Genomic DNA, 22843 nt, shown 5'->3' on the forward strand with positions numbered 1-22843 from the left:
TCACACGGTTCCTTCGGCGCGTTGCGCGCGTTGTTGCGCCGTGAGGCCGGCGTTGGCGATGGCCTGCGCGCGCTCACGTTCGAGGTTGCGTTCGAGCTGCATTTTCGCGGCGGTGTAGGTCTTCGGCCAAGCGACGTCGAGATAGCCGATCTATGCCGCTTCGTTCAAGGTCCACGACGGATTCGCGAGATGCGCACGCGCGATTGCGCACAGATCGGCGCGGCCCGCGGCGATGATGCTGTTCACGTGGTCCGCTTCCGAGATCGCGCCGACCGCAATCGTCGCGATGCCGGCTTCGTTGCGCACGCGATCGGCGAACGGCGTCTGGAACATCCGGCCGAAGACGGGCTTTTCTTCCTTGCTGACCTGGCCCGACGACACGTCGATCATGTCCGCGCCCGCCGCCTTGAACGCTTGTGCGATCTTCACGGCGTCGTCGGGCGTGTTGCCGCCTTCGACCCAGTCGTGCGCGGAAATCCGCACCGAGATCGGCTTGTCTTGCGGCCACACCGCGCGGATCGCGTTGAATACGCGCAGCGGATAACGCAGACGGTTTTCGAGCGAGCCGCCGTATGCGTCGGTGCGGTGATTCGTGAGCGGCGACAGGAAGCTCGACAGCAAATAGCCGTGCGCGCAGTGCAGTTCGAGCCAGTCGAAACCCGCTTCGATCGACATGCGCGTCGCCTCGACGAACTGCTGCTCGATTGCGCGCAGCTCCTCATGCGTGGCTTCGCGCGAATGCTGGCTGATACCGCGCAGATACTGCTGCGGCGACGCCGAAATGAGCGGCCAGTTGCCTTCGTCGAGCGGCTGGTCGATGCCTTCCCACGCGACGCGCGTCGAGCCTTTCGCGCCCGAATGGCCGAGCTGGATGCCGATCTTCGCATCCGATTGCAGGTGCACCAGATCGACGATGCGCTTCCACGCGGCCCGATGCTCGGGCGCATACATACCGGGACATGCCGGCGTGATGCGCGCTTCGGGCGACACACAGGTCATCTCGGTCATCACGAGCGCGGCGCCGCCCATTGCACGCGCGCCGGCCACGCCGTCGACCGCCGAGTACTGCGCCATCGGCGACACCATCACGCGATTTTTCAGCGTGACGCCGCGCACCTTGAATGGCGTGAACTCCGCTGTGAGATTAATTTAGGTTTTGATAGTTTAGATGTCAAGTAAATTTCGAAGCGAAGGGTCGCGAGGGGCAGGCGAGTTGGCTTTATATGTCAGAAGAAGTCTTCGATTGAAGAAGATGTAAAGACATATCTAGCGAATGGCTTTATGCGTGCGAGCGCACGCTTCAGGTTCGCGACTCGCGCAGTTGTCAGTCCGTCTTCGCGACCGGTGCGCTCCCGGCTTCGTCCTGCTTTCGCGCTCTGTCATTGACCGAAGGCTTCGCGTTCGAGTTGTTCACGGGAAACGTGGCGCACGTCCTTGCCCTTGACGACGTAGATGATGAATTCCGCTATGTTCGTCGCATGGTCGCCGATGCGTTCGATGGCCTTCGCGATGAAGAGGTAGTCCAGTGCGCTGGAGACGGTTCGCGGGTCATTCATCATGGACGTCACCAATTTCCGTACGACTGCACGAAACTGGTCATCGATAGCGTCGTCGTCGCGGACGATTTGTGCTGCGGCACCGGTGTCGAGGCGCGCAAATGCATCAAGCGCACGGCGGAGGATAGTCATGGCCATCTCACCGGATAATGCGATTTCCGTGATATTGATGGTCGGTGCATTGTGGTCTTCAGCAATTCGTCGGGTCCGCTTCGCGACCTTCCGCGCTTCATCCCCAGCACGCTCGAGGTTCGTGACGGTCTTCGAGATAGCCATCAGCAGACGCAGGTCGCGTGCAGCCGGCTGGTACCGCGCAATAATGTTGACGCACTCTTCATCAACTTCCGCTTCGATGGCATTGAGTCGACGCTCGTCGGCAAAGATTCTGTCGACCAGGTCCAAATCGAGGTGGTTAAGCGCCTGCATCGCATTGACGACTTGCGATTCAACGAAGCCGCCCATCTCGAACACCTTGGACAATACGTGGTTGATGTCAGCGTCGAATCGACTGGAAAGGTGCTCGTCTGGCATCGGAATCCCCTTCAACCGCCCCGGCTATTTGCCTAATCGCCATTCGGTTTCGTGACCGCGGGGTTTCGTGACCGCGGTATCAGTTTAGGGTCGAGTCGTAGGGAACGGTGGTCGAAGCTCCACGGAACATGCAGGAGCATCCAGCGAAGCACAGCGGCGAACCCCGGTCCGCACGGCAATCCGCTCGGACCGTGGTACAGCTATGATTTTGCTGGTCGACCAGTCTTGACGGTTTCGACCGCAGAAACAGCTGCCAGCAGACCCTCGATGGTGGGCGCCGAGTCCAGCAAGAGCAGACCAGCGCGCAGAAGCTCGCCTTTTTTCACCGAGACGCCGGCGTCGAGACACTTCTGTTTCAGTACCGCGATTTTCTCGTAGTCGGACTTCGGCATCGTGAAGCTGTCGCGCACCACCTTCTCTTTCTTCGCGCGTTTCGCTTTCACCTCTGCTGCTGGACTGACTTGCGCGGCCTCAACGGGTTTCGCGCGCTTCTGTTTGTCGGCCTTCGTCGGAGCCGGCTGGGCATCTGGCGCTGCGGCTGCGGCCATACTCTTCTCATCCGCTGGCTTCTCATCGACTTTCGCATGGCCGTTGGCATTCTTCGGGAAGTGAAAGGCCTTCTTCGTCGGCTTCCTCACGCTGGGTTCACTCATGACCATCTCCAGACTGATTAACGGTATAAACAGTATATACCGTTAATTTGCGATTACCAGACTGCATTGGAGATGCGCCCTCGGGCCAGGACCATCAAGTTGTCCATACAATCACGTCCCGGCAACGCAGCTTTCGTGCCGCCGCCGCCCGACGAGGTGTTGGAGTGCATGAGCAAACTCGAACTGTTTCTGCACGACCAGCCCCAAACGACGCCCGCGTTGGTCAAGGCTGCTCTTTCACATGTTCAGTTCGAGACCATCCACCCGTACCTCGATGGCAATGGCCGACTGGGACGTTTGCTGATCACTTTATTGCTATGCGAGCAGCAGGTACTGCGCGAACCGATGCTGTATCTCAGCCTCTACTTCAAATCCCATCAGCTACAACAGTTACATCGAGATCATGAACCGGGGCACCGAGCTTCCCGGGGCATAAGAGCGCCAATCAACAAAAAGTCCGCGATCTGCCCCGACGGAAGACCACCTGACGACAGCGCAGCCGGATCAAGAATCGATGCGCACCGACACGCCGGTCGATGAATAGATGGGCGTCGCCTTATGGCCGTCGACCGTGATCGTCGTGAACTGCTTCGTCGTGCCATTGCCGTCGATCAGATCGATGGTGTCGCCGACCTTGGGCGCATAACCGTTCACCAATTTCACGTGTAGCGTGCCGCCGGCGATGGTCAACTGATTGCCAACGCGCAGATGGCCGGCGCCGTTACCGTCGATGTCGAGTTCGAGCGTCGTGCCGGCGAGCTGCGTGTACTTGCCGGCGATGGACACGGGCGAAGACGCAGCAATGGTGACGCCGCCCGCTCCCACATACACGTCGCCCGTGCCGAACGCATTCGGGGAATCGGCCTCGAGCACACCGCCGCTGACCTGGGAACCGCCCGACCAGCTGTTGTTGCCGCCGAGCTTCAACGTACCGCTACCCTGAAGCGTCAACTTCCCAGCACCCGATATATCGTTGCGCCACAGATCCGACGAGTTGAATCCGCCTTGGGACGCATCCATCGAAACGATGACGCTGCCATCGAACGCACCGTATCCGTCCCCGGCTGCGAACATGTTCAGGCGGCCCCAACCTTCCGCATCATCCATGACGGGATAGCCGGAAGGCAGCTCGGTCGTTTTGAGCACCACGCGGCGCTGGGCAGCGCTCAGATACGGAAAGCGCGTCTCCAGTAACACTTCCGCACCCTTCGGCACGACGGGAGGCGCATTGGTGGATTCGATCGGAGCGAAGCCGAACGTCATACGGCGAGTGAAATCAGCTTTGTTCGTTGCATAGTCGGCGAAGCGGTCCGTCGCTGTCGTGCCGGAGTGGGCGAAAGCAGCGAAGGTCGTCGAATTGGTGTTCGTCGATTGCATCAGCGCTGCGTGCGCCTGGCTAAATGCGCCGCTCTTCAACGTGGCGTTGTTCGGATCGGAAAGATTCGCAGCAGTCGCTGCAAGCGCAAACATTCGACCAGAAATGACGTCGAGCGGCGAATGCATACCGGCGAAAATGCGATTTTCGCCAAGTTCGAGGCCGCGGCTTGCCATCTCCTGGAACCGCTCCGGCAGCACGTAGGCCATCGTCATCGCATCGCGCATGGCCTCCGCCTGGTGACCGCTGATATATCCGCCATCGGTCGAGGGTGTGGTGCTCTCGGCAGGCACCAGAGTCGGATCTACCACGACACTCGTGCTCCAGCGGTATGGCCGCGCGTATTTGTAGAAGCGCTTGGCCGGCTCGGTGGACGCGTTGTTGCCCATGTTGTTGAGCAGGTCGACAACCTGGCCGAAATTGGTGTTGCCGCCACTGCTGCCGACGCCGATGTTGTTGCCGCTGTCGTTGTACAGAACCGTCGTTGCATTCGCCGGAATCGACGTAATCGTCGTGGTCTGCTGCGCCGCCGCGCGCCACGCACCGGTGAGCGGTCCCATGCCATCGGTCACGCTATAACCCTTGCCGCGCCGGTCGTCGTAGTAGGCTGCATCGGCCTGTGCCTGAGTTCGGTTGGTCGTTTCGGTGACCACGAATTGAATGTTTGCAGCATGGACGGCGCTGTTCACGACAGCCCCACCCGGCGTGCCGTCATTCGGTAGTCCAGTCCACGTGGACTGCACGACAGCCGGAAAGGAACCATTGGCGGTGGCGGACACGCCCGCGTCGACAATCTCGGTCAACGGTTGCCAGATGTCGAGGAATCGCGAGACGACACGCACACCCGCATTCGTGGCGAGCGTCGCATATCTCGCATCGCCGCGCTGGTTGGTCGCAATCGTGTCGACGAACGCGGGCACGTCGGGGATTGCAGCGTTGTCGACAAAACCGGGGTCGGCAGGGGCGCCGGGATCGAGGCCGTCGCCGTCGAAGTATTCGACGCCGTCGGCGTAGGAGAATCATTGCTACCACCGCACGCGGCGAGTACCGCAACGCTTGCGAGCACCGTGAGTCGCAGCGCGAAAGGAACGCGAAAATGACGCATGACGTGGCTTTGTTGTGGTTGTCAGTGGCGTCGGATTGTGCGGGTCAATTATGACGGCATTGTTGCGAGTTATTGCGCGATATCGGATATCGTGGCGCCTTTCGCAGTAGCGGACGACCGTATCGCGCGAGCTTAAAACCAACCTTTTACCGTCGCCACTCGCCACACGACAAACATGACGAGGCCTACCGACGCAGCGGTCAACAGAATGGGCTCAATGGAGCGCAACAGTTTCTTCATATCGATGTAGGCAAATGTCGACGGCAGGCTACGCCCGCAACCTTAACAACCGCTTATCCCGTTTTCGAACAGCGGGGCGGACTGGACGATCGAACGGTCTGATCAAATCACGGCCCGGTAAATCTGTGCGCTATCGCACACACGGCGGCGCGTGCAATGTCCATGATTTACCGATAAACGGATTCCTCGAAGCCGTGGTCCGGCTGTGGCCCGCCGGGACCGATTTCGACGGGTATCGACATGGGTTGGCGCATAACGCGCTATATTTGAAGTCTCACTGCGCGATGCGGCGATGCTCTACTTGCCGCGCGAGCAATCCCCGAGATTATCCGGGCCCGTGTTGGACCGTTGCAGACAGGCCTCGCTCGGGTCTTCCGCTTAACCACGACTTCACAGGACGGCAATATGTCACTTCGTATCAATGACGTCGCGCCCAATTTCACCGCGCGCACCACACAAGGCACCATCGATTTCCACGACTGGATCGGCGACCAATATGCGATCCTGTTCTCTCACCCGAAAGACTTCACGCCGGTTTGCACGACCGAACTGGGCTACATGGCGAAGATCGAGCCGGAGTTCACCAAGCGCAACGCGAAGCTGATCGGGTTGTCGGTCGATCCGGTCGAAGACCACGAAAAATGGGTCGCGGACATCGAGGAAACCCAGGGCGCAACAGTTAAGTACCCGATGATCGGCGACACCGATCTCGCGATCGCCAAGCTGTACAACATGCTGCCGGCCGACGCAGGCGACACCAGCGAGGGCCGCACCGCCGCGACCAACGCGACCGTGCGCTCGGTTTTCATCATCGATCCCGACAAGAGGATCAAGCTGACCCTGACCTACCCGATGAGCACCGGCCGCAACTTCGACGAAATCCTGCGCGCGCTCGATTCCATCCAGCTCACCGCGAAATACAAGGTCGCCACGCCGGCCAACTGGAAGCAGGGCGAAGACGTGATCATCACGTCGGCTGTCAGCAACGAAGAGGCGCAGCAGACGTTCCCTGGTTTCAAGACCATCAAGCCGTATCTGCGCACCACCAGGCAACCGGGTTGATAGGTGTGGCACGGCGGCCGTTTGCGGCCGCCTCGCCGATTTTCCGAGGGATACCGATGATTTTTCGTCAGCTGTTCGATCCTGTTTCGTCCACCTATACGTACCTGCTCGGCGACAGCGGCGAGGCGGTGCTGATCGACCCCGTCTACGAACAGGTGCCGCGCGATCAGGCGCTGCTGCGCGAACTGGGCCTATGGCTGCGCACGACGCTCGATACCCACGTGCACGCCGACCACGTAACCGGCGCATGGCGCATGCGTTTGCGTTGCGGCAGCGAGATCGCGCTTGCCGCGGTCGTCGAGGCGAAAGGCGTGACGCGACCGCTCGCGCATGGTGATCGGATCGACTTCGGCACGCGTCATCTGAGCGTGCGCGCAACGCCTGGCCATACGAACGGCTGCCTGACCTACGTGCTCGACGATCAGAGCATGGCCTTTACCGGCGATAGCCTGCTGATTCGCGGCTGCGGCCGCACCGATTTCCAGCAAGGCAGTCCGCAGCAGTTATTCGCGTCCGTGCGCGAGCAGATCCTGTCACTGCCGGACGACTGCCTGCTTTATCCCGCGCACGATTATCGCGGCATCACGGTGACGAGCGTGAGCGAGGAGCGACGCTTCAATCCGCGCCTGGGCGGCGATGTCGACGTCGGCGATTTCGCCGGGTATATGAACAACCTGAATTTGCCGCACCCGAAGCAGATGGCGGTCGCGGTGCCCGCAAACATGCGTTGCGGGCAGCCGGAAGGCAGCGCCGCAGTTGCGACCGAAACGCCGGACTGGGCACCGTTGACGCTGCGCTTTAGCGGCGTGTGGGAAATCGAGCCGATGGCGCTGCTCGAGCATGGCGCGGCGCTTCAGATCGTCGATGTGCGCGAGGCGCCGGAGTTCATCGATCGTTTGGGTCATTTGCCCGGCGCGAAGCTGGTGCCGCTGTCGCAATTGACAGGGCGGCTCGATGAACTGGATCGCGAGCGGCCGGTGGTCGCGGTGTGCCGCTCCGGCGTGCGCTCGGCTCAGGCGAGCGTGTTGTTGACGAAGGCCGGGTTCGGCAAGGTGGCGAATCTTGCCGGTGGGATGCTGCGGTGGAGGACGGAGGGGCTGCCGGTTGCGTCGGATAGTGTTTGAAGGTCGTCGTCGAGTTCAGGATCGAACCGCGTACACCGGCCGCATAGGCGAGACCATGTAATGTCAGGCGGCATTCGCTGACACCCATCGGCCATCGAACGACATGCCACGGGCGGCCGGACGTTACGCCGGCTGCTATGTCCGCATCACTGTGTCGGGCGATCTTCCGACCATGCGCTGGCGAGTGGTGCGCGCCTTCACACCTGCGGCGCAGGCACCCGTGGGTCCAATCATTCTGCGCCAATCGAGCCATACTCGCTCGCGCGGCTTTCGCCAGGACGTCGATTGTCGATCCGCACCCGATTCGTTCGTCGTATTGATGAACCGATTGGGTTCGTTGACCGGGAGCACATCATGCGCAAGCACATCGTTTCCATGTTCGTTAGCCTGGATGGCGTCACTCAATCCCCCGGGGCGCCCGACGAAGATGCCAGTGGTGATTTTCGCCTGGGCGGCTGGACCGTGCCGTACGCTGACGAAGCGATCGGCGCAAGTGTGCGCGATCTGCTCGCGCAGCCGTTCGAGTTGCTGCTAGGGCGTTGCACGTACGACATATTCGCGTCTTATTGGCCACATGTGCCGGCCGAATCACGCAGCCGCGGCATTGCCGACCAGTTCAATCCGGTCCGCAAGCACGTGGCCACGCATCGATCCGATACGCTCGATTGGCACAACAGTCATGCGCTGCAGGGCGATCTTGCCGATGCGATACGCGCGCTAAAACTTCAGGACGGTGCCGATCTGGTGACGTTCGGCAGTGGCGACATGGTGCGCCAACTACTGGCGGCGGGCCTCGTGGATGAACTCCGGCTTCTGATTTACCCCGTCATTCTCGGGCGCGGCAAACGTCTGTTCGGCCACGACGCACTAGCGTCCGCCTTCACGCTGGCACACGTGACGAGCACGCCCGGCGGCGTGCTCGTCACCCGCTACACGCGTGACGGCGAGGTGCGAACCGGAGCGTTCGAGTAAGCGCGAAGCTTCGGTTCGGCGTTTTCAAACAGAGTCCTACTTCTTCCTCACGTCCCGCGCTCGCCTGCCACTCGCCGCCGTATCCGCGAACAGATCGATCACGACCTCGCGCAGCCAGCGATTGCCCTCATCCTGATGGACCCGCTCGTGCCACAACAAGTGGATCGGCGCGGCGGGCAGCGTCATCGGCAGCGCGCTCAGGCTCAGCGAGAACGGCGTGGCCAACTCCAGAGCGAGGCGCTCGGGCACCGTGGCGATCAGATCGGTCCGTTGCAGGATGTAGCCCACGCTCATGAAGTGCGGCACCGTCAGTCGCACCTGACGCCGCACGCCGCGTCGTTTCAGCCACTCGTCCACCTGACCGTGGCCGGTGCCGGCCGACACGACCACCAGATGCTCGGCTTCGCGCCATGCGGAAAGCGTCAGCGGGGCGTCCTCGAGTGGGTGGCCGCGTCTGAACAGACAGACGTAGCGCTGATCGAACAGGCGCCGCTGATAGAACCCCCCTTCAACTGCGGCAACAGACCGATCGCCAGATCGACGCGGCCGTCGGCCATCTCGTTGCTCAGGTTGACGCTCGTATTGCGGACTGTATTCATGGCGACGCCTGGCGCGACGCGCGACAGTCGTTCGAGCAGTGCCGGCAAAAACACGACTTCGCCGATATCGGTCATACCGATCGTCATCGTTCGCATCGCGCGCAGCGGATCGAAGCCCGTCACCGGATTGAGCGCGGCGTGCAAGGTGGCGAGCGCCTGCGAGACCGGCTCCGCGAGACGCTGCGCGAACGGGGTAGGAACCACACCGCCCGGCGCCCGGACAAACAGCGGATCGCCGAGCAGGCGGCGCAGCTTCGCGAGCGCGTTGCTGACGCCTGGCTGGCTCATGTTCATTTGCTCGGCGACGCTCGCCACGCGCCGCTCCTGCATCAGCCGCTGGAACAGCAACAGCAGATTGAGATCGAGATCGTTCAGTTCCATGAATCCTGCGTGACCCAAGGTCATTCATTTCAGTGATGAAGGAGATTCATTTCATCTTATTGAGCAATGAAGGTCTAGTGCTGAAAATACCGACACGATAAACCCTATATCGGAGACACAATCATGAGTGGAATGGATCTGAGCATCGCGATCGTCGGCGCCGGCATCGGCGGCCTTACGCTGGCGCTCGCGCTACGCGAACATGGCATCGATGCGCAACTCTACGAGCAGACCGACGAGTTGCGCGAGGTGGGCGCGGCAGTCGCACTGTCGGCCAACGCGACGCGTTTTTACGAGCGCATGGGGCTACGCTCGGCGTTTGCGAACGTGTGCGCTGAAGTACCCGGGCTCATCTATCGTGACGGCCGCAGCGGCAGCGTCATTGGCCATCATCGCGGCATGCCCAGCTATCGCGAACAGTTCGGCGGCTCGTACTGGGGCGTTCATCGCGCCGATCTGCAGGCTGTGCTGTCGGAGGCGGTCGGTCTCGGGCACATCCAGCTTAGCCATCGGCTGGTCGATCTCGTGCAGCATCCCGATCGCGTGAGTCTCGCGTTCGACAACGGTCGGCGCATCGACGCCGATCTCGTGATCGGCGCCGACGGCGCACGCTCGATCACGCGACGCTGGATGCTCGGCTACGACGACGTGCTGTATTCCGGTTGCTCGGGCTTTCGTGGCATCGTGCCGGCCGAGCGCATGGAGCTGTTGCCCGATCCGGACACGATCCAGTTCTGGGTCGGACCCGGCGGCCACCTGCTGCACTATCCGATCGGCGACAGGGGCGATCAGAACTTCCTGCTGGTCGAGCGCCATCCGTCGCCGTGGCCGTCGCGCGACTGGGTCATGCCGTCCACCGAAGGCGAGCAACTGCGCCTGTTCAAGGACTGGCATCCGGCCGTCGTGCAGATGATCACGGCGGTGCCGATCAGTCAGCGCTGGGGCCTGTTTCACCGTCCGCCGCTTGGCCGCTGGAGCAAAGGTCGCGTGACGCTGATCGGCGATGCCGCGCATGCGCTCGTGCCGCATCACGGTCAGGGCGCCAACCAGTCGATCGAAGATGCCGTGGTGCTGGCCGCGCAACTGGCCAAGGCGGGCCCTGGCAATTGGCGGGAAGCGCAGGAAGCCTACGAGCGTCTGCGCCGGGGCCGCACGCGCAAGGTGCAGTTCGCGTCGATCAGCACCGCGGACGTGCTGCATCTGCCGGACGGGCCCGCCGCGCAGGAACGCAACGCGCGGCTAGCGGCGCGCGACAGCATGCTGCATCACCTCGACTGGATTCACGATTTCGACGCGCTCGCGCAAGAGCCGAGCGAGCGGCAAGGGGGCACGTGGCTTTGAGCCTCTCCATGAGGCTTCGATAGGGAGGTGTTGGCCGCACGCTGATGCGAGGCACCGCTCTGCAGAACGACGCGCGCGTTAATGCGTCAACCGACGCGGTGCGGGCGGAATCGGGTTAGGCATCCGTAAGAACGAACGAGTATTTTTCACGAGCTGTCTCTCCTTGCAGTCAAACCCGCTTCGAAAGACTGGTTGGCGTGTGGCAGCCGCTAGCGCGACGCGCGTACACGGTCTATATCATCCATCCGCCGGTCCTCGTCGCCGTCGCGTTGACGTCGTGCTGCGATACTTTTCGCCGGAGACCCGGCGCGTCGTTCCCATTGGTGAAATGTCGAATACGACAGCATGGACCTTGTAGGTCGGTCGGATCAACTTGCGCCTGCAATCCGGGGAACTGGGCGCCGGTCACAATTACACTGGCGGCCGCGCGATTTGAGCGCTCTATGCTTGCGCTGAGTCGCGGCTGATCGTCATTTTTACTGGCTGTTAATGGCCGGCCGGCGACACCACGCTCGGGGTCGCCAGCGTGTTGTTGGTCTTAGGAGCGGGGCCGTTGTAAGTCGCCGAGTTGCTGTCGTTGCTCGGCAGGCCCGAGTTCGGCGCCTTGGCGCCCATGCCCGCGTCCGAGTTCGTGGTGCTTGGCATGCCGTAGCCGCCCGTCGTCGAACCGTTCATCTGGTTCGACGGGCTAGCCGTGCTGCCAGCAGTGCCAGTCGAACCGCTGCCGCTTTGGCCCCCGGCCGCCTGCGCATATGCGCCGCCCGACATCGCGAGTGCGGCGATGGCCGCGACTAATGTGATGGTTGCCTTGCTCATGATCCGCCCCTCCTTGATTGGACTGGAAGATAGACGCAGACAGTGACCGCCTGCGCTACATGGAGGGCCGCAATCACCGTGCCGCGTGTCCTGATCCTGACAGAAACGACCTGCGTCGCAGTGAGCCGCTTTCGTTCGCGTCTGGCAGATCAAACGCAGTCGCTCGCCTCACGCAGGTCACGTCGTCAATGGCGCGCTTACACTTTTTGGGCCGCGCGTATGGAATAGTCATGCCTCGTGTTCGTTGCGTACCCATTGCTTTTATCCGAACGAGAGCAGCCATTGCCGCCGCACGAAATCTCCCGCGAAATAGGCCCCTCTGCACCGGAATAAACCCCGCATCGTCCTCGTTCACTGACCGTTATGTCTTCTGGGCAGCACAAGGAGTACGGTCATGAAGTCTCTACTCGCTGTATTCGGCGTCGTTGCATGCGGCGCGGCCATCGCGACTCTTACATCATGCGGCGGCGGTGGCTCGAGTTCGAGCAGCGCAAGCCCGCCCCCGCAGTCGTCGTTCACAGCGACGGCCCTCGTATCAGATGGCGCGGTGTCCGCTGCCCACACCGACGCAAATCTGAAAAACCCTTGGGGCGTCGCCTTCAATCCCAAAGGTTTCGCCTGGGTCGCGGACAACGGCACCAATGTCGCGACGCTGTATGACGGCAATGGCGTACCGCAATCGCTGGTCGTCACGATACCCAACGGCAAGAACGGTTCGGCGTCGCCCACGGGCATCGTTTTCAACGGAACACAAAGCTTCCGCGTCACCGAAAACGGCAAGTCTGGAGTCGCTGCATTCATTTTCACGGGCGAAGGCGGCACCATCACCGCGTGGGCGCCCGCTGTCGGGCCGACCAATGCGTTCGTCATGTACGACGATGGTACGGGTGGCGCCGTCTATAAGGGTCTCGCGCTCGCCGCGATGAACAACGGCAGCTTCCTTTACGCGACCGACTTCCATAACAACAAGATCGACGTCTTCGATACCTCCTTCACCAAGGTCGCGATGCCCGGCGCCTTCACGGACCCGGAAATTCCAGCCGGCTTTGCGCCGTTCGGCATTCAGGCGATCGGTTCGAATCTGTTCGTCACCTACGCGATGCAAGACGCAGCCAAGCACGACAATGTCGCGGGCGCGGGACTCGGCATGGTCGATGTATACGACACCGCGGGCAACCTCAAGCAACGCTTCGCGACAGGCGGTCCGTTGAACGCGCCGTGGGGCATTGCTCAAGCGCCCGGGAACTTCGGCTCGATGAGCGGCGCAATACTGATCGGCAATTTCGGCGACGGCATGATCAACGCGTTCAATGCATCGAACGGCCAGTCGGTGGGACAGATCAAAGGGCCGAACAGCAGTCCGATCGTCGAACACGGCGTGTGGGGCATCGCGTTTGGCAACGATCTCGACAATCAGCCTTCCAACACGCTCTTTTTTGCAGCGGGCCCGAATGACGAAGCCGATGGCGTCTACGGAAGAATCGATCTGAATGCAACGTCGAGCTCGGGCTCGGGCTCGGGCTCGGGCTCGGGCACGGGCACGGGCACGGGCACGGGCACGGGCACAAGCGCGGGCGGAGGGATGAGCATGGGTATGTAGCGCCGGGCGGGCGAGGCGGGTGCACCGGCCTCGCCCGGACTTTCGAGGGCCCGGATACTACGCCGCAAACTTCAGCGCTTGCGCGAAGTCCGCAATCAGGTCGTCGATATCCTCGATGCCCGCGGAGAGCCGCAGCATACCGTCGGAGATACCCATCGCCCTGCGCGTTTCCGGCCCGGCTTCGAAAAAGATCGTCGGCGCGACGGGAATGATCAGCGTGCGCGTGTCGCCGAGACCGGTCGCCTTGACGGGCAGCTTCAGCGCGTTGACGACTTCGATCATGCGATCCACGTTGAGCAATTCGAACGACAACAGCCAGGATGCGCCCTTGAACAGCGTCTGTGCAACCTCGTATTGCGGGTGGCTCTTCAGGCCAGGATAGAACACGTTGCCGATCGCTTCGTGTCCTTCGAGAAACTGCGCGAGCGCGAGCGCATTGTCGCTGCTTTGCTTCACGCGCAAGGCGAGCGTTTCCGCGCCCATCGCGATCGAGTGCGCCTGCTCGGACGACAATGCCGCGCCCATGTCTCGCAGGCCTTTCTTGCGGATCTGCAGAAGCCCCTGATCCTTCGCCGCCGAACGCCGATAGTCGTCGGCGATATTCGGATACGCGCTCCAGTCAAACAGACCGGTATCCGTCACCGCGCCGCCGAGGGCCGCGCCATGACCCGCGATAGTCTTCGTCAGCGAGTTGATGACGAGGCTCGCGCCGACCGCCTTTGGCTTGAACAATGCGGGCGATGTGATCGTGTTATCGACGAAGTACACGATGCCGCGCTCACGGCACAAGTCACCGATACCTTGCAGGTCGGGAATCTGCGTGCCCGGATTCGCGATGGTTTCGACAAACACCATGCGCGTATTCGGCCGGATTGCGTTCTTCACGTCGTCGACGTTGCCGGCATCGACGGTCGTGACTTCGACGCCGAGTGCCCGCAACGTGCCGAACAGACTGTTGGTGTTGCCGAACACGTAGCGGCTCGACACGAGATGATCGCCCGCGCGCAGCAGCGTGAGGAACGTCGCCGTGATGCCGGCCATGCCGGTGCTGAAGCAGATGGTGCCGACGCCTTCTTCGAGGCTGGTGATCTTGCGCTCGAGCGCGGCGGTCGTGGGGGTGCCCTGCCGCGCGTAATTGAAGCCGCCCTTCTTCGTGCCCTGGAACACGCCGATCAGGTCCTCGACGCGCTCGAAACCATATTGCACGGACGTATGAACTGGCTGACGCAATGCGCCGTGCTCGGTGCCCGCGATTCTGTCGCCGTGAACGATGCCAGTGGTGAAACCTTGCTTGTCCATTCTTTCTCCGCCTTTTCAGATCGATTGCTTTCGACCGATTATCGCCTGTAACCGTTCGGCGCGCGAAGTCGTTGGCGTCCCGCCCGGCGGCGCGGGCCTCGACTGACGGCCAGCGAGGTTGCCAGCTTGCCGGCGTCCGACTACCTTTGCGTGAGCGCGAGGTGTTTGCCAGCGATGAATACGCCGTCCCGGGGGTTGACTAGCCTCCTTGACCCGAACAGGCTAGACATCATCGCTCATCATGGGAGGCACGGTGGCCAACTCGGATCATCAGGTTAGCAGGCCGAAGACGGCGCGGGTCATCGCCGCGCAGGCGAGCCCGTGCGACGAACTCGTCATCCGCACGCAGTTCGCCGCGATCGACAGCCCGTGCCGGCGCAAGCGGCTCGCGCTCGCCGCGACGATCACGGGTTCGAGCATGGCGTTCATCGATGGCTCCGTCGTCAACGTCGCACTGCCGTCGATTCAGGGCGAACTCGGCGCGAGCGTCGCGGCGATGCAGTGGGTCGTCAACGCGTATCTGCTCTTTCTCGGCTCGCTGGTGCTGATCGGCGGAGCGATGGGCGACAAGCTCGGCCGGCGCACGGTGTTCGTCGCGGGCGTCGCGCTTTTCACGCTGGCGTCGGCCGCTTGCGGGCTTGCACCGAATTCGCTCGCGCTGATCGTCGCGCGCGCGGTTCAGGGCATCGGCGCGGCGTTGCTGGTACCCAGCAGTCTCGCGATCATCGGCACGGTGTTCGACGACGAAGCGCGCGGACGGGCAATCGGCACCTGGGCGGGCGTCGGCGCGATCACGTCGGCAGTGGGGCCGGTGGCGGGCGGCTGGCTGGTCGATGCATGGTCGTGGCGCGCGATCTTCTTCCTGAACGTCCCGCTCGCGGCGCTAACTATAGCGCTCGCCCTATTGGCGGTGCCCAACAGCCACAAGCCCGATGCGCGTCAACAGCTGGACTGGCCCGGCGCACTGAGCGCGGCAACTGGACTCGCCGCGCTCACGTTCGGCCTGACCGAGGCATCGGCGCGTGGCTTCGCGCATCCGCTCGTATTTTGTGCGATCGGGGCCGGCGTGCTCGTGCTCGCCGCATTCGTGATCATCGAAGCGCGCAGCCCTAATCCGATGGTGCCGCTCGACGTGTTTCAGTCGCGCGACTTCACCGGTGCCAACCTCGTCACCTTGCTGCTTTACTTCGGCCTTATTGGCTTGTTCTTCTTCCTACCTTTCACGCTGATCCGCGCGCATGGCTACACCGCGACCGAAGCGGGCGCGGCGCTGTTACCGGTGCCTGTCATTATCGGTTTGCTATCGCGCTTCACCGGCGCCTTGACGAGCCGCTTCGGTTCGCGCGCGCTGCTGACCGTTGGCCCGGGCGTCGCCGGAATCGGGTTCATGTTGCTGGCGCTGCCGTTCGCGCGCGGTAGCTATTGGCCGGGATTTTTTCCTGCGCTCGTCGTGCTCGGGCTGGGCATGACGATCACCGTCGCGCCGCTTACCACGACCGTGATGGGCGCGGTGGCGAGCGACCGCACAGGCGTGGCGTCCGGCATCAACAACGCCGTCGCGCGCGTGGCGGGCCTGCTGGCGATTGCGGTGCTCGGTGTCGTATTCGTGTGGTCGCACCACGCGGCGTTATCGGCGCGCCTCGACGAATTGCATGTGCCGCGGGACGCCCGCCCGACTGGGCAACTGCTGGCGCCGGTCGAACAAGCCGGAATGGCAGCGCCCGCCATTCATACGCCGCGCGACAGATCCGTGGCGCGCGCGCAAGCCGATGCCATGACCGACGCGCTACGCGCCGTCGCGCTCGTCTGCGCCGCGTGTGCGTTCGCTGGAGCGGGTATTGCGATGGTCACCATCCAGCCGCTGCAGCGCCCAACGATAGCGCGCCCGCAGTGAGATACGGAACTCAGTGGTGAACCGGCCGCGCCGGTGATTCCATCGGCCGAATCACGGCGGCCGCACGCGCCTGGATTCTTTCCGCGGTCGAAGTCGTCCCAGGTGGATTGGTTGCGCGATCGTACCCGTTCTTTTGTTCATCGATGATGAAGTCTGCGACTCTGATCGCGTCCATCGAGTTGCCGTCCACGTCGGACCACTGACGAGTCGTGCGATTGACTTTGGTCAGTGCGGTGACAGCAAGTAGGACGGCGTCGGTCTCGGTGATCTTGCCTTCAAGATCGTCCGCCAGGTAATCCGCAACACGTCGCGCCGCGTCGATTAGATCGCTGTCGTCGATCAAGTCGGTCAATACCGCGTGAACCACTGCGAGGCAAGCTTTTTTGCGTGCAAGTGCGATGTCTGTCATGAGGCTCTCCAGAGTCGGGGCAACTGGTTGACGAACTCTACCGACGAACGTGTACCGTAATTATCGACGATCCTTGCTACGATACGGGAAACATAACCCGAGATCGCAATAGCGGAGATCGCGACTGGCGCCTCGTTGCATTTTCACGGAGGAAAACGAAATGGCGGCGAGCGCGTCTGTGCCGCGCTTGACATCGCGGGTCAGGGCGACCTACCGGTACGGACGAAGCCCTATTGGGCCATGACGAAGCTCCAAAGCGCCGCGCATTCTGTATCGCTCAACGCGTATTGCGGCATCGCTTTTTTCAGGACGATTCCTGTCGGATCAACGCCGACATTCAAGACGCGGCAGAACGATCTCAGATCGTAACGACTCGGCGGCCCGCCGCGTCGGCGTATATCGCTGAGCAGATACTGGCTCGTCAACGGGGGGCCAAAAGACGCTGCGTTGTCCGCGTGGCCATGGCAATTGATACACCGGACGGCATTGTCATGCAGCATGCGATTGTCATCGCGTAAGTGCGCCGCCAGCGCGTGTTGCCCGCTAAAAATCTCACGTCCCAACTCCATGGATTGCGACGAATCCGCGCCATGTGCCGCCGGTTTGACAGCAACCAGAAATACGGCCGCCGTCACGCATAGTGTGAAGGCGGCCCGATTCAAGGCGCGTGTCATCAGTGGATTTGAATCGTGGTTGAGACGCTCGGTACCCCGTTCGCGTCGACGGCGAATAACATGTAGTAGCCGGGCACCGCGACCCCAGAATCGCCCGGAATCTGCAGCACATACTGGTCTGCGCGGCTCGCGCTAAAGCTTAACGGAACGCGTCGCTGCTCGTTGTTGAGCGAATGGGTTGCCGACGATAGACGCATCAGCGCGAAGGCGCTAACCGCCCTGTCGGTGCTCACAGAGATCGACGAGCCGAGACCTGCGTTCGCGGGCGCCGACAGGATCGTGGGGCGTGATGCGGGTGAACCATCCGCATTGAGAAGATACGGCGGCGTCAGTATCTCGACGTTCGCGTGGTATCGAAAAGCCAGGCATTGCGACCGACCCGCCAGGCATTGCGACCGACCCATGCGCGACGCCAATCGGAACAAAATGCCGTTGCGCGCACCCGATGAGAAAGGAGTGCAGCTTTTCACTCCGGGTGCGACGCAACTCGCTGGCTTTCTCATCGCAACCTCGCGTCTTATCCCATGCTCCTAAACCATAGCGAGGCTTTCTTTCAGATGGGCTTCGAAGATGTAGCCTGGCGAATAGTCGCGGATGACGCATGCCCGGCAGATGTAAGTAGGCGTGTTGCGAACGCTGTCTCGACGGTGAGCATGTCAGGCGGGATCGCAGTCTTCCAGGAAATCTTTCTGGGGCTATCAATCGAGTCTAGAACGCGCTCTTTATAACGCCCCCGTCGGCCCGCAACGCAGCTCCCGTCGTGGCTGACGAAAGCGGACTGGCGATATAGGCCACGAGCGACGCGATTTCCTGCGGTGAAGCAAATCGCTTGATGAGCGAGGTGGGACGGACCTGCTCGAAGAACTCCGTTTCGAACGCTTCAAACGATTTGCCGTCGGCCTTTGCAAGGGTCTCCACGAATTCACCCACTCCCCGCGATTTCGTCGGCCCCGGCAGCACGCTATTGACTGTAATGCCCGTGCCGGCAACGGCCTCGGCGAGCCCGCGCGAGACCGCCAGCTGCGCGGTTTTCGTCATGCCGTAGTGAATCATTTCGGCTGGAATCTGCACCGCACTTTCGCTCGAAATGAAAATGATGCGCCCCCAGTCGGCCTGCCTCATCGCAGGCAAAAACAGGCGAGCGAGGCGTACCCCACTCAAGACATTCACGTTGAAGAACCGCTGCCAGTCCGCGTCGGGGATCTCTTCAAACGGCTTGGGCTCGAAGATGCCCAGGTTGTTGACCAGAATTTCCACGTCCGGATAACGTCGCGCGAGCTCTTCTGCTGAAGCGGCCGTACTGAGATCGCCCGCAAATCCCTGCACGTCGCTGCCGGTCTCCGCTTTCAGCTGCGCGACCACGTCATCCACAGATGACTGGGCGCGGCCATTCACGATCACACGAGCGCCCTCCTGCGCCAACCTGCTGGCGATAGCGAGACCGATGCCGGCTGTGCTGCCGCTCACCAGTGCGAGTTTGCCTGTCAGATTCAGGTCCATGAGTGGTTTCCTTTCAATGGATGAAGTAAAAATGGCGTTGCTTCAGCATTTCGGGCCTTGGCCCGTGAAAGCAATATAGGCTTCAGTCCTGATGGCGGAAGGGCACCTATGCGGCCACCGGCGATGACTGGCAACTGATCGACAGTGGCGGCAAGACTCACTCGGTGAAGGTCGACTGTCACATGCATACGAATAACGGCGATACGGCGCGCGCGGCAGCGCTCGCCGGGCAAGGCGTGATCTGGCAACCCACGTTCCTGATCGGCAACGATCTACGTGCCGGCACGCTCGTTCACGTGTTGCCTGAGTATCGCCTGCCTGAGATCGACATACTCGCCATGTATCCGAGCCGTCGACACCTGAGCGCCAGAGTGCGTGTCATGATCGATTTCCTGGTCGATGCGTTCGGCGGGGCGCCCCCATGGGATCGGGATGACGGAAAGTGGACAGGTGTCACGCCTGGGACGCGTTGAAGGCGTCCAGAGCATGGGTCCTACATGTCCGGACCATCAGGTTCAGAAGCGGATGATCCGTCTGCGCGTTGGGGCGTAGACAGCTTGCCCGGCCCTTTACCAGCGCTGGTGGACATGAGGCGCGATATCGCGCTGATAGATTTCCCGGACGCGTTCCATGACCTCGTCTGGCAGCGGCGCGAGGCTCGCGGCCGAGACGTTCGACGCCGCCTGGGCCGCGTTTTTACTGCCCGGGATGATGACAGAGACGGCATCCTCCATGAGGATCCAGCGCAGAGCCAGTTGTGCCATCGAGGCGTCCACGGGTACCAGGCCGCGCAGTTCGTCGACCGCCTTCAACGCGATGTCGTAAGGCACGCCTGAGAACGTTTCACCGACGTCGAACGCCTCGCCGTGCCGATTGAATGCACGATGGTCGTCTGACGCGAAGGTCGAATTCGCGGACAGCTTGCCAGTGAGCATGCCGCTGGCCAGAGGCACGCGCGCGATGACCGCCACGTCTTTCTTTTGCGCCTGGCTGAAGAACAGATCGGCAGGACGTTGACGAAACATGTTGTAGATAATCTGCACCGAAACCACATTCGGGTATTCCATCGCCTTCAACGCTTCTTCCACCTTTTCGACCGACACGCCGTAGTAGCGGATCTTGCCGTCGGCGACGAAGTCGTCCATTGCATCGAACACCTCGGGACGGTAGTAAACCTCCGTCGGCGGGCAATGCAGCTGCACCAGGTCGAGCGTGTCGACGCCCAGGTTCGAGCGACTCCGGTCGATGAAAGCTTCAAGTTCGCGCTTGTTCAGATAGCCGCTGGCCACATGCGGGTCGAGTCGGCGCCCGAGCTTGGTGGCGACGATGGGACGTTCGCCGCCTCGTTGCCGCAGTACGTCGCGGATAATCCGTTCCGAGCGACCGTCGCCGTAGACGTCGGCCGTGTCAATGAACGTGACGCCGCTATCGAGCGCGGCATTCAGCGCGGCCCTGGCGTCATCTTCCGCAACGCTGCCCCACGAGCCGCCGATTGCCCATGCCCCAAAACCGATTTCGGACACATTCCAGCCGGTACGACCAAATTTTCTCGTCGAAAGCGTCATTTGGATGCTCATCCTCTTTGTTTGCGGAGTTACGTCGCGGGTGCTTCGTTACCACTGCGGGAGTGCCGGCGACCTTTGTACGTAGTGTAGCAAGTGAGCAGGGCCGCCCGCGCGATGCCGTGAAGTATGATTTCGATGATATCGAAGCAGCCGCTCACACAACAGGACGTGGAATCCGGATAAAGGTGGCGTAATGACAACCAACGCAGTTTCTGACGACATCGCGAACGACGGGCTCAGCGAAGAGCGCACGAGTGCACGGATTGCCGCAATCGCGCCATCGCAAACCGCGCTTGTGGTCATGCACTACCAGACCGATATTCTCGGACTCTTTCCATCGGTCGCGCCGGCGTTGCTCACCAATACGCGCAGACTATGCGACGCGGCCCGGGCCAAAGGCGTCAGCGTCTATTTCGCCAATCTCCGGTTCAGTCCGGGCTATCCGGAAGTCAGCCCATTGAACAGGAATGGGCAGGGAATCAAACGTCTTGGTCTCTTTGTCGAAGACAGGATCTCGCCAGAGTTGGGCCAGCAGGCGAACGAACCGCTCGTCATCGCGCATCGTGCGAGCGTGTTCTTCGGCACCGATCTGGAGGCGCAACTATCCAGACAAGGTATCGACTCGCTGATTATGGTCGGCATCGCGTCGACCGGAGTCGTACTTTCCTCGGTCGCGTACGCGAGCGATGCGGACTTCCGCCTGTACACGGTCAAGGATTGCTGTTATGACCCTGACCCGGTGGTGCATGAACATCTGTTTTCTACCGCATTCGATTCACGCACGACGGTGCTGTCACTCGCGGACGCGTTACTGCTGCTCGCGTAGACCGATATCAACGATTCGGCGTCGCCGGTCGTATCGGCATATGATTTGCTGACTTATGCAGGAAGAGAAACCAGCAAGGCGACAAACCGTGGCGGCGAAATCAATGGTTATCACCCCGCTCCAGATGTTCGAAAGCGTCGTTATCCGCTTGTACGACGGCGGCGTGTTGTCGCCGGCCGTGCTCGAACATGTGATCGGCGCGTTCGCGCAAGCGAACGTCGATTGGCGTGACACGGCGGAAGGCCGCTCCGTCGATGGCCGTTCACTGCACGAAATCGTCGCGCTGACGATGCTGCCGGGACAACCTGTCCGATCGGCATCGGCATCGTTCATGACCGTGATCGAACACATCGCGGGCGGCGCGTCGGATACGAGCGAGGAAGCCGCGCAGTCAAAACCCGCGCGACGCAAAAAAGCCGCGCCGCCGGTGGAAGAGAGGGAAGCGGAGTCGGAGCCCGAATCGCAAGAACTGCTTGCGCAATTGTCGGGCGACGCACGATCCAGCAAGCGCCGCCGCGCGACCGAACGGGATCGGCCGGCGAGTCCGCGCGGCTATAACCCGTTCGTCAATGCGCAGCCCCCGCGTTCGAAGAAGCCGTGAGACCGGTCTGCCTTCGTCGACGCGAGACATCGCACGGCCGATAACGGAGCAGGCTACCAACAGTCTTTCGTGCCGAGGATGCGCGAATCTCGACCTCGTCGGTCTCGCACTGTACGGACCGAAGAAAGCCGTCGATAAGGTCGTGAAAGGTTTGGCCCTGCACGAATGAGTCAACGAGTGCGCGAGCCGCTCAATAGTCGACGGTACTCGCGCCACGCCTCAAAAAGTAAAACGTTTGCCGCGCCGGACTTCAATTGGGTTAAAACAAAAAAATGTTATTCGGCGAATGCACGGGGCATCAATTGCCGCATCGCTTCACTTCGTTGCGAGTCTAAAAGCGGTATCGCCTCAAAGCGACGGTCTATCCAACGGGCATAGACTCGCCAGGCGCAAGTCACGCGTCCCCTCAATAGCGGATCGTGTCGTCATCGTGGCAATGCGATTGCAAGTCTTTGTCGACAAACGAATTGTCGGCGATTACACGCGCGCGCGCTCGTCAAGTCGCTTCAAATACTTTTTTGCAAAAACAGCCTCTTATAGCATGGACATGCTCGCAACAAAAACCTTGCGTATACATTTCATTGTGAATTTAACCTCAGTCAGAATTGAACCTGTTGATGTTACACTGCATGCCGCTGGAGCCATTCTGGCAAAAGGCTTTGGTGTTTCCAGCTCAACTGTGGTTTGAAACGCGTCCACGACTTGTCGCTGGTGTCGTGC

The 22843-nt window shown here is 61.5% G+C and carries 20 protein-coding genes and 4 pseudogenes; 12 read left to right on the forward strand and 12 right to left on the reverse strand.

The window, feature by feature from the left end; all coding sequences use genetic code 11:
* The 3 genes and pseudogenes from F6X42_RS11270 to F6X42_RS11280 all read right to left on the reverse strand — a co-directional run.
* Positions 1 to 1131 (reverse strand): annotated as a pseudogene (locus F6X42_RS11270) (oxidoreductase); the annotation flags it as partial.
* A 248-nt stretch (positions 1132 to 1379) separates the two neighbouring features.
* On the reverse strand, positions 1380 to 2087 hold the full coding sequence (gene phoU, locus F6X42_RS11275) for a phosphate signaling complex protein PhoU (protein WP_187634294.1): 708 nt from the start codon (positions 2085 to 2087) through the stop codon (positions 1380 to 1382).
* A gap of 200 nt (positions 2088 to 2287) precedes the next feature.
* The gene (locus F6X42_RS11280; protein WP_187634295.1) at positions 2288 to 2740 is read right to left on the reverse strand and encodes a hypothetical protein; all 453 of its coding nucleotides are present in this window, start codon (positions 2738 to 2740) and stop codon (positions 2288 to 2290) included.
* A gap of 72 nt (positions 2741 to 2812) precedes the next feature.
* On the opposite strand from F6X42_RS11280, the gene F6X42_RS43425 reads away from it, so the two are divergent.
* Positions 2813 to 3280 (forward strand): Fic family protein, encoded by a 468-nt coding sequence (locus tag F6X42_RS43425; protein ID WP_222945563.1) that lies wholly within the window; start codon positions 2813 to 2815, stop codon positions 3278 to 3280.
* Here the strand turns inward: F6X42_RS43425 and F6X42_RS11290 are convergent.
* Positions 3245 to 5220 (reverse strand): annotated as a pseudogene (locus F6X42_RS11290) (acid phosphatase). The gene F6X42_RS43425 and the pseudogene F6X42_RS11290 overlap by 36 nt on opposite strands.
* 645 nt (positions 5221 to 5865) lie before the next feature.
* Between F6X42_RS11290 and F6X42_RS11295 the strand changes: the two are divergent.
* The 3 genes from F6X42_RS11295 to F6X42_RS11305 all read left to right on the forward strand — a co-directional run bounded on the left by F6X42_RS11295 (position 5866) and on the right by F6X42_RS11305 (position 8618).
* Positions 5866 to 6522 (forward strand): peroxiredoxin, encoded by a 657-nt coding sequence (locus F6X42_RS11295; RefSeq protein WP_187634296.1) that lies wholly within the window; start codon positions 5866 to 5868, stop codon positions 6520 to 6522.
* A 56-nt stretch (positions 6523 to 6578) separates the two neighbouring features.
* Positions 6579 to 7646, forward strand: coding sequence for a rhodanese-like domain-containing protein (locus F6X42_RS11300; RefSeq protein WP_187634297.1), 1068 nt, complete (start codon positions 6579 to 6581; stop codon positions 7644 to 7646).
* Positions 7647 to 8000: 354 nt separating this feature from the next.
* Complete coding sequence (locus tag F6X42_RS11305) at positions 8001 to 8618, forward strand: dihydrofolate reductase family protein (RefSeq protein ID WP_187634503.1); 618 nt, start codon at positions 8001 to 8003, stop codon at positions 8616 to 8618.
* Between the two features lie 36 nt (positions 8619 to 8654).
* On the opposite strand, the pseudogene F6X42_RS11310 reads toward F6X42_RS11305, so the two are convergent.
* Positions 8655 to 9598, reverse strand: a pseudogene (locus tag F6X42_RS11310) (LysR family transcriptional regulator).
* Between the two features lie 123 nt (positions 9599 to 9721).
* Between F6X42_RS11310 and F6X42_RS11315 the strand changes: the two are divergent.
* Positions 9722 to 10939: an FAD-dependent monooxygenase gene (locus tag F6X42_RS11315; protein ID WP_187634298.1), complete on the forward strand. Its 1218-nt coding sequence runs from the start codon at positions 9722 to 9724 to the stop codon at positions 10937 to 10939.
* 486 nt (positions 10940 to 11425) lie between these two features.
* Here F6X42_RS11315 and F6X42_RS11320 read toward each other — a convergent pair whose 3' ends face one another.
* Positions 11426 to 11755, reverse strand: a complete 330-nt coding sequence (locus tag F6X42_RS11320; protein ID WP_187634299.1) for a hypothetical protein — start codon at positions 11753 to 11755, stop codon at positions 11426 to 11428.
* A 394-nt stretch (positions 11756 to 12149) separates the two neighbouring features.
* Here F6X42_RS11320 and F6X42_RS11325 point away from each other — a divergent pair, with 394 nt between their 5' ends.
* Positions 12150 to 13355, forward strand: a complete 1206-nt coding sequence (locus tag F6X42_RS11325; RefSeq protein ID WP_187634300.1) for a TIGR03118 family protein — start codon at positions 12150 to 12152, stop codon at positions 13353 to 13355.
* Positions 13356 to 13412: 57 nt separating this feature from the next.
* Here the strand turns inward: F6X42_RS11325 and F6X42_RS11330 are convergent, their stop codons facing one another.
* On the reverse strand, positions 13413 to 14654 hold the full coding sequence (locus tag F6X42_RS11330) for a cystathionine gamma-synthase family protein (RefSeq protein WP_187634301.1): 1242 nt from the start codon (positions 14652 to 14654) through the stop codon (positions 13413 to 13415).
* A 253-nt stretch (positions 14655 to 14907) separates the two neighbouring features.
* On the opposite strand from F6X42_RS11330, the gene F6X42_RS11335 reads away from it, so the two are divergent.
* Positions 14908 to 16548, forward strand: coding sequence for an MFS transporter (locus F6X42_RS11335; RefSeq protein WP_312892623.1), 1641 nt, complete (start codon positions 14908 to 14910; stop codon positions 16546 to 16548).
* A gap of 10 nt (positions 16549 to 16558) precedes the next feature.
* On the opposite strand, the gene F6X42_RS11340 is transcribed toward F6X42_RS11335, so the two are convergent.
* The 4 genes from F6X42_RS11340 to F6X42_RS11355 form a co-directional block, all read right to left on the reverse strand.
* Positions 16559 to 16957 (reverse strand): hypothetical protein, encoded by a 399-nt coding sequence (locus tag F6X42_RS11340; protein ID WP_187634303.1) that lies wholly within the window; start codon positions 16955 to 16957, stop codon positions 16559 to 16561.
* 230 nt (positions 16958 to 17187) lie between these two features.
* Entirely contained in the window at positions 17188 to 17631 is a 444-nt protein-coding gene (locus F6X42_RS11345) for a hypothetical protein (RefSeq protein ID WP_246530049.1), read from the reverse strand.
* The gene (locus F6X42_RS11350) at positions 17631 to 18035 is read right to left on the reverse strand and encodes a galactose oxidase early set domain-containing protein (protein ID WP_312892624.1); all 405 of its coding nucleotides are present in this window, start codon (positions 18033 to 18035) and stop codon (positions 17631 to 17633) included. Before F6X42_RS11350 ends, F6X42_RS11345 begins: the two co-directional genes overlap by 1 nt.
* A gap of 304 nt (positions 18036 to 18339) precedes the next feature.
* A complete protein-coding gene (locus F6X42_RS11355) occupies positions 18340 to 19131 on the reverse strand; it encodes an SDR family NAD(P)-dependent oxidoreductase (protein ID WP_187634305.1) in 792 nt (263 codons plus the stop codon).
* A 104-nt stretch (positions 19132 to 19235) separates the two neighbouring features.
* Here F6X42_RS11355 and F6X42_RS11360 point away from each other — a divergent pair.
* A pseudogene (locus tag F6X42_RS11360) lies at positions 19236 to 19604 on the forward strand (LysR substrate-binding domain-containing protein); the annotation flags it as partial.
* Positions 19605 to 19700: 96 nt separating this feature from the next.
* Here F6X42_RS11360 and F6X42_RS11365 read toward each other — a convergent pair.
* Entirely contained in the window at positions 19701 to 20696 is a 996-nt protein-coding gene (locus F6X42_RS11365; protein WP_187634306.1) for an aldo/keto reductase, read from the reverse strand.
* Between the two features lie 193 nt (positions 20697 to 20889).
* Between F6X42_RS11365 and F6X42_RS11370 the strand changes: the two genes are divergently transcribed.
* The 4 genes from F6X42_RS11370 (at position 20890) to F6X42_RS11385 (ending at position 22811) form a co-directional block, all read left to right on the forward strand.
* The gene (locus tag F6X42_RS11370) at positions 20890 to 21522 is read left to right on the forward strand and encodes a cysteine hydrolase family protein (protein WP_187634307.1); all 633 of its coding nucleotides are present in this window, start codon (positions 20890 to 20892) and stop codon (positions 21520 to 21522) included.
* 103 nt (positions 21523 to 21625) lie between these two features.
* Positions 21626 to 22123, forward strand: coding sequence for a hypothetical protein (locus F6X42_RS11375; RefSeq protein WP_222945559.1), 498 nt, complete (start codon positions 21626 to 21628; stop codon positions 22121 to 22123).
* Complete coding sequence (locus F6X42_RS45275; protein WP_281393954.1) at positions 22092 to 22292, forward strand: DUF2000 family protein; 201 nt, start codon at positions 22092 to 22094, stop codon at positions 22290 to 22292. Before F6X42_RS11375 ends, F6X42_RS45275 begins: the two co-directional genes overlap by 32 nt.
* Positions 22293 to 22553: 261 nt before the next feature.
* Positions 22554 to 22811: a hypothetical protein gene (locus F6X42_RS11385; RefSeq protein WP_187634309.1), complete on the forward strand. Its 258-nt coding sequence runs from the start codon at positions 22554 to 22556 to the stop codon at positions 22809 to 22811.
* The last annotated feature ends 32 nt before the right edge of the window (positions 22812 to 22843 follow it).

The sequence above is a fragment of the Paraburkholderia podalyriae genome (assembly GCF_014397785.1).
GTDB classification, from domain to species: Bacteria; Pseudomonadota; Gammaproteobacteria; order Burkholderiales; family Burkholderiaceae; genus Paraburkholderia; species Paraburkholderia podalyriae.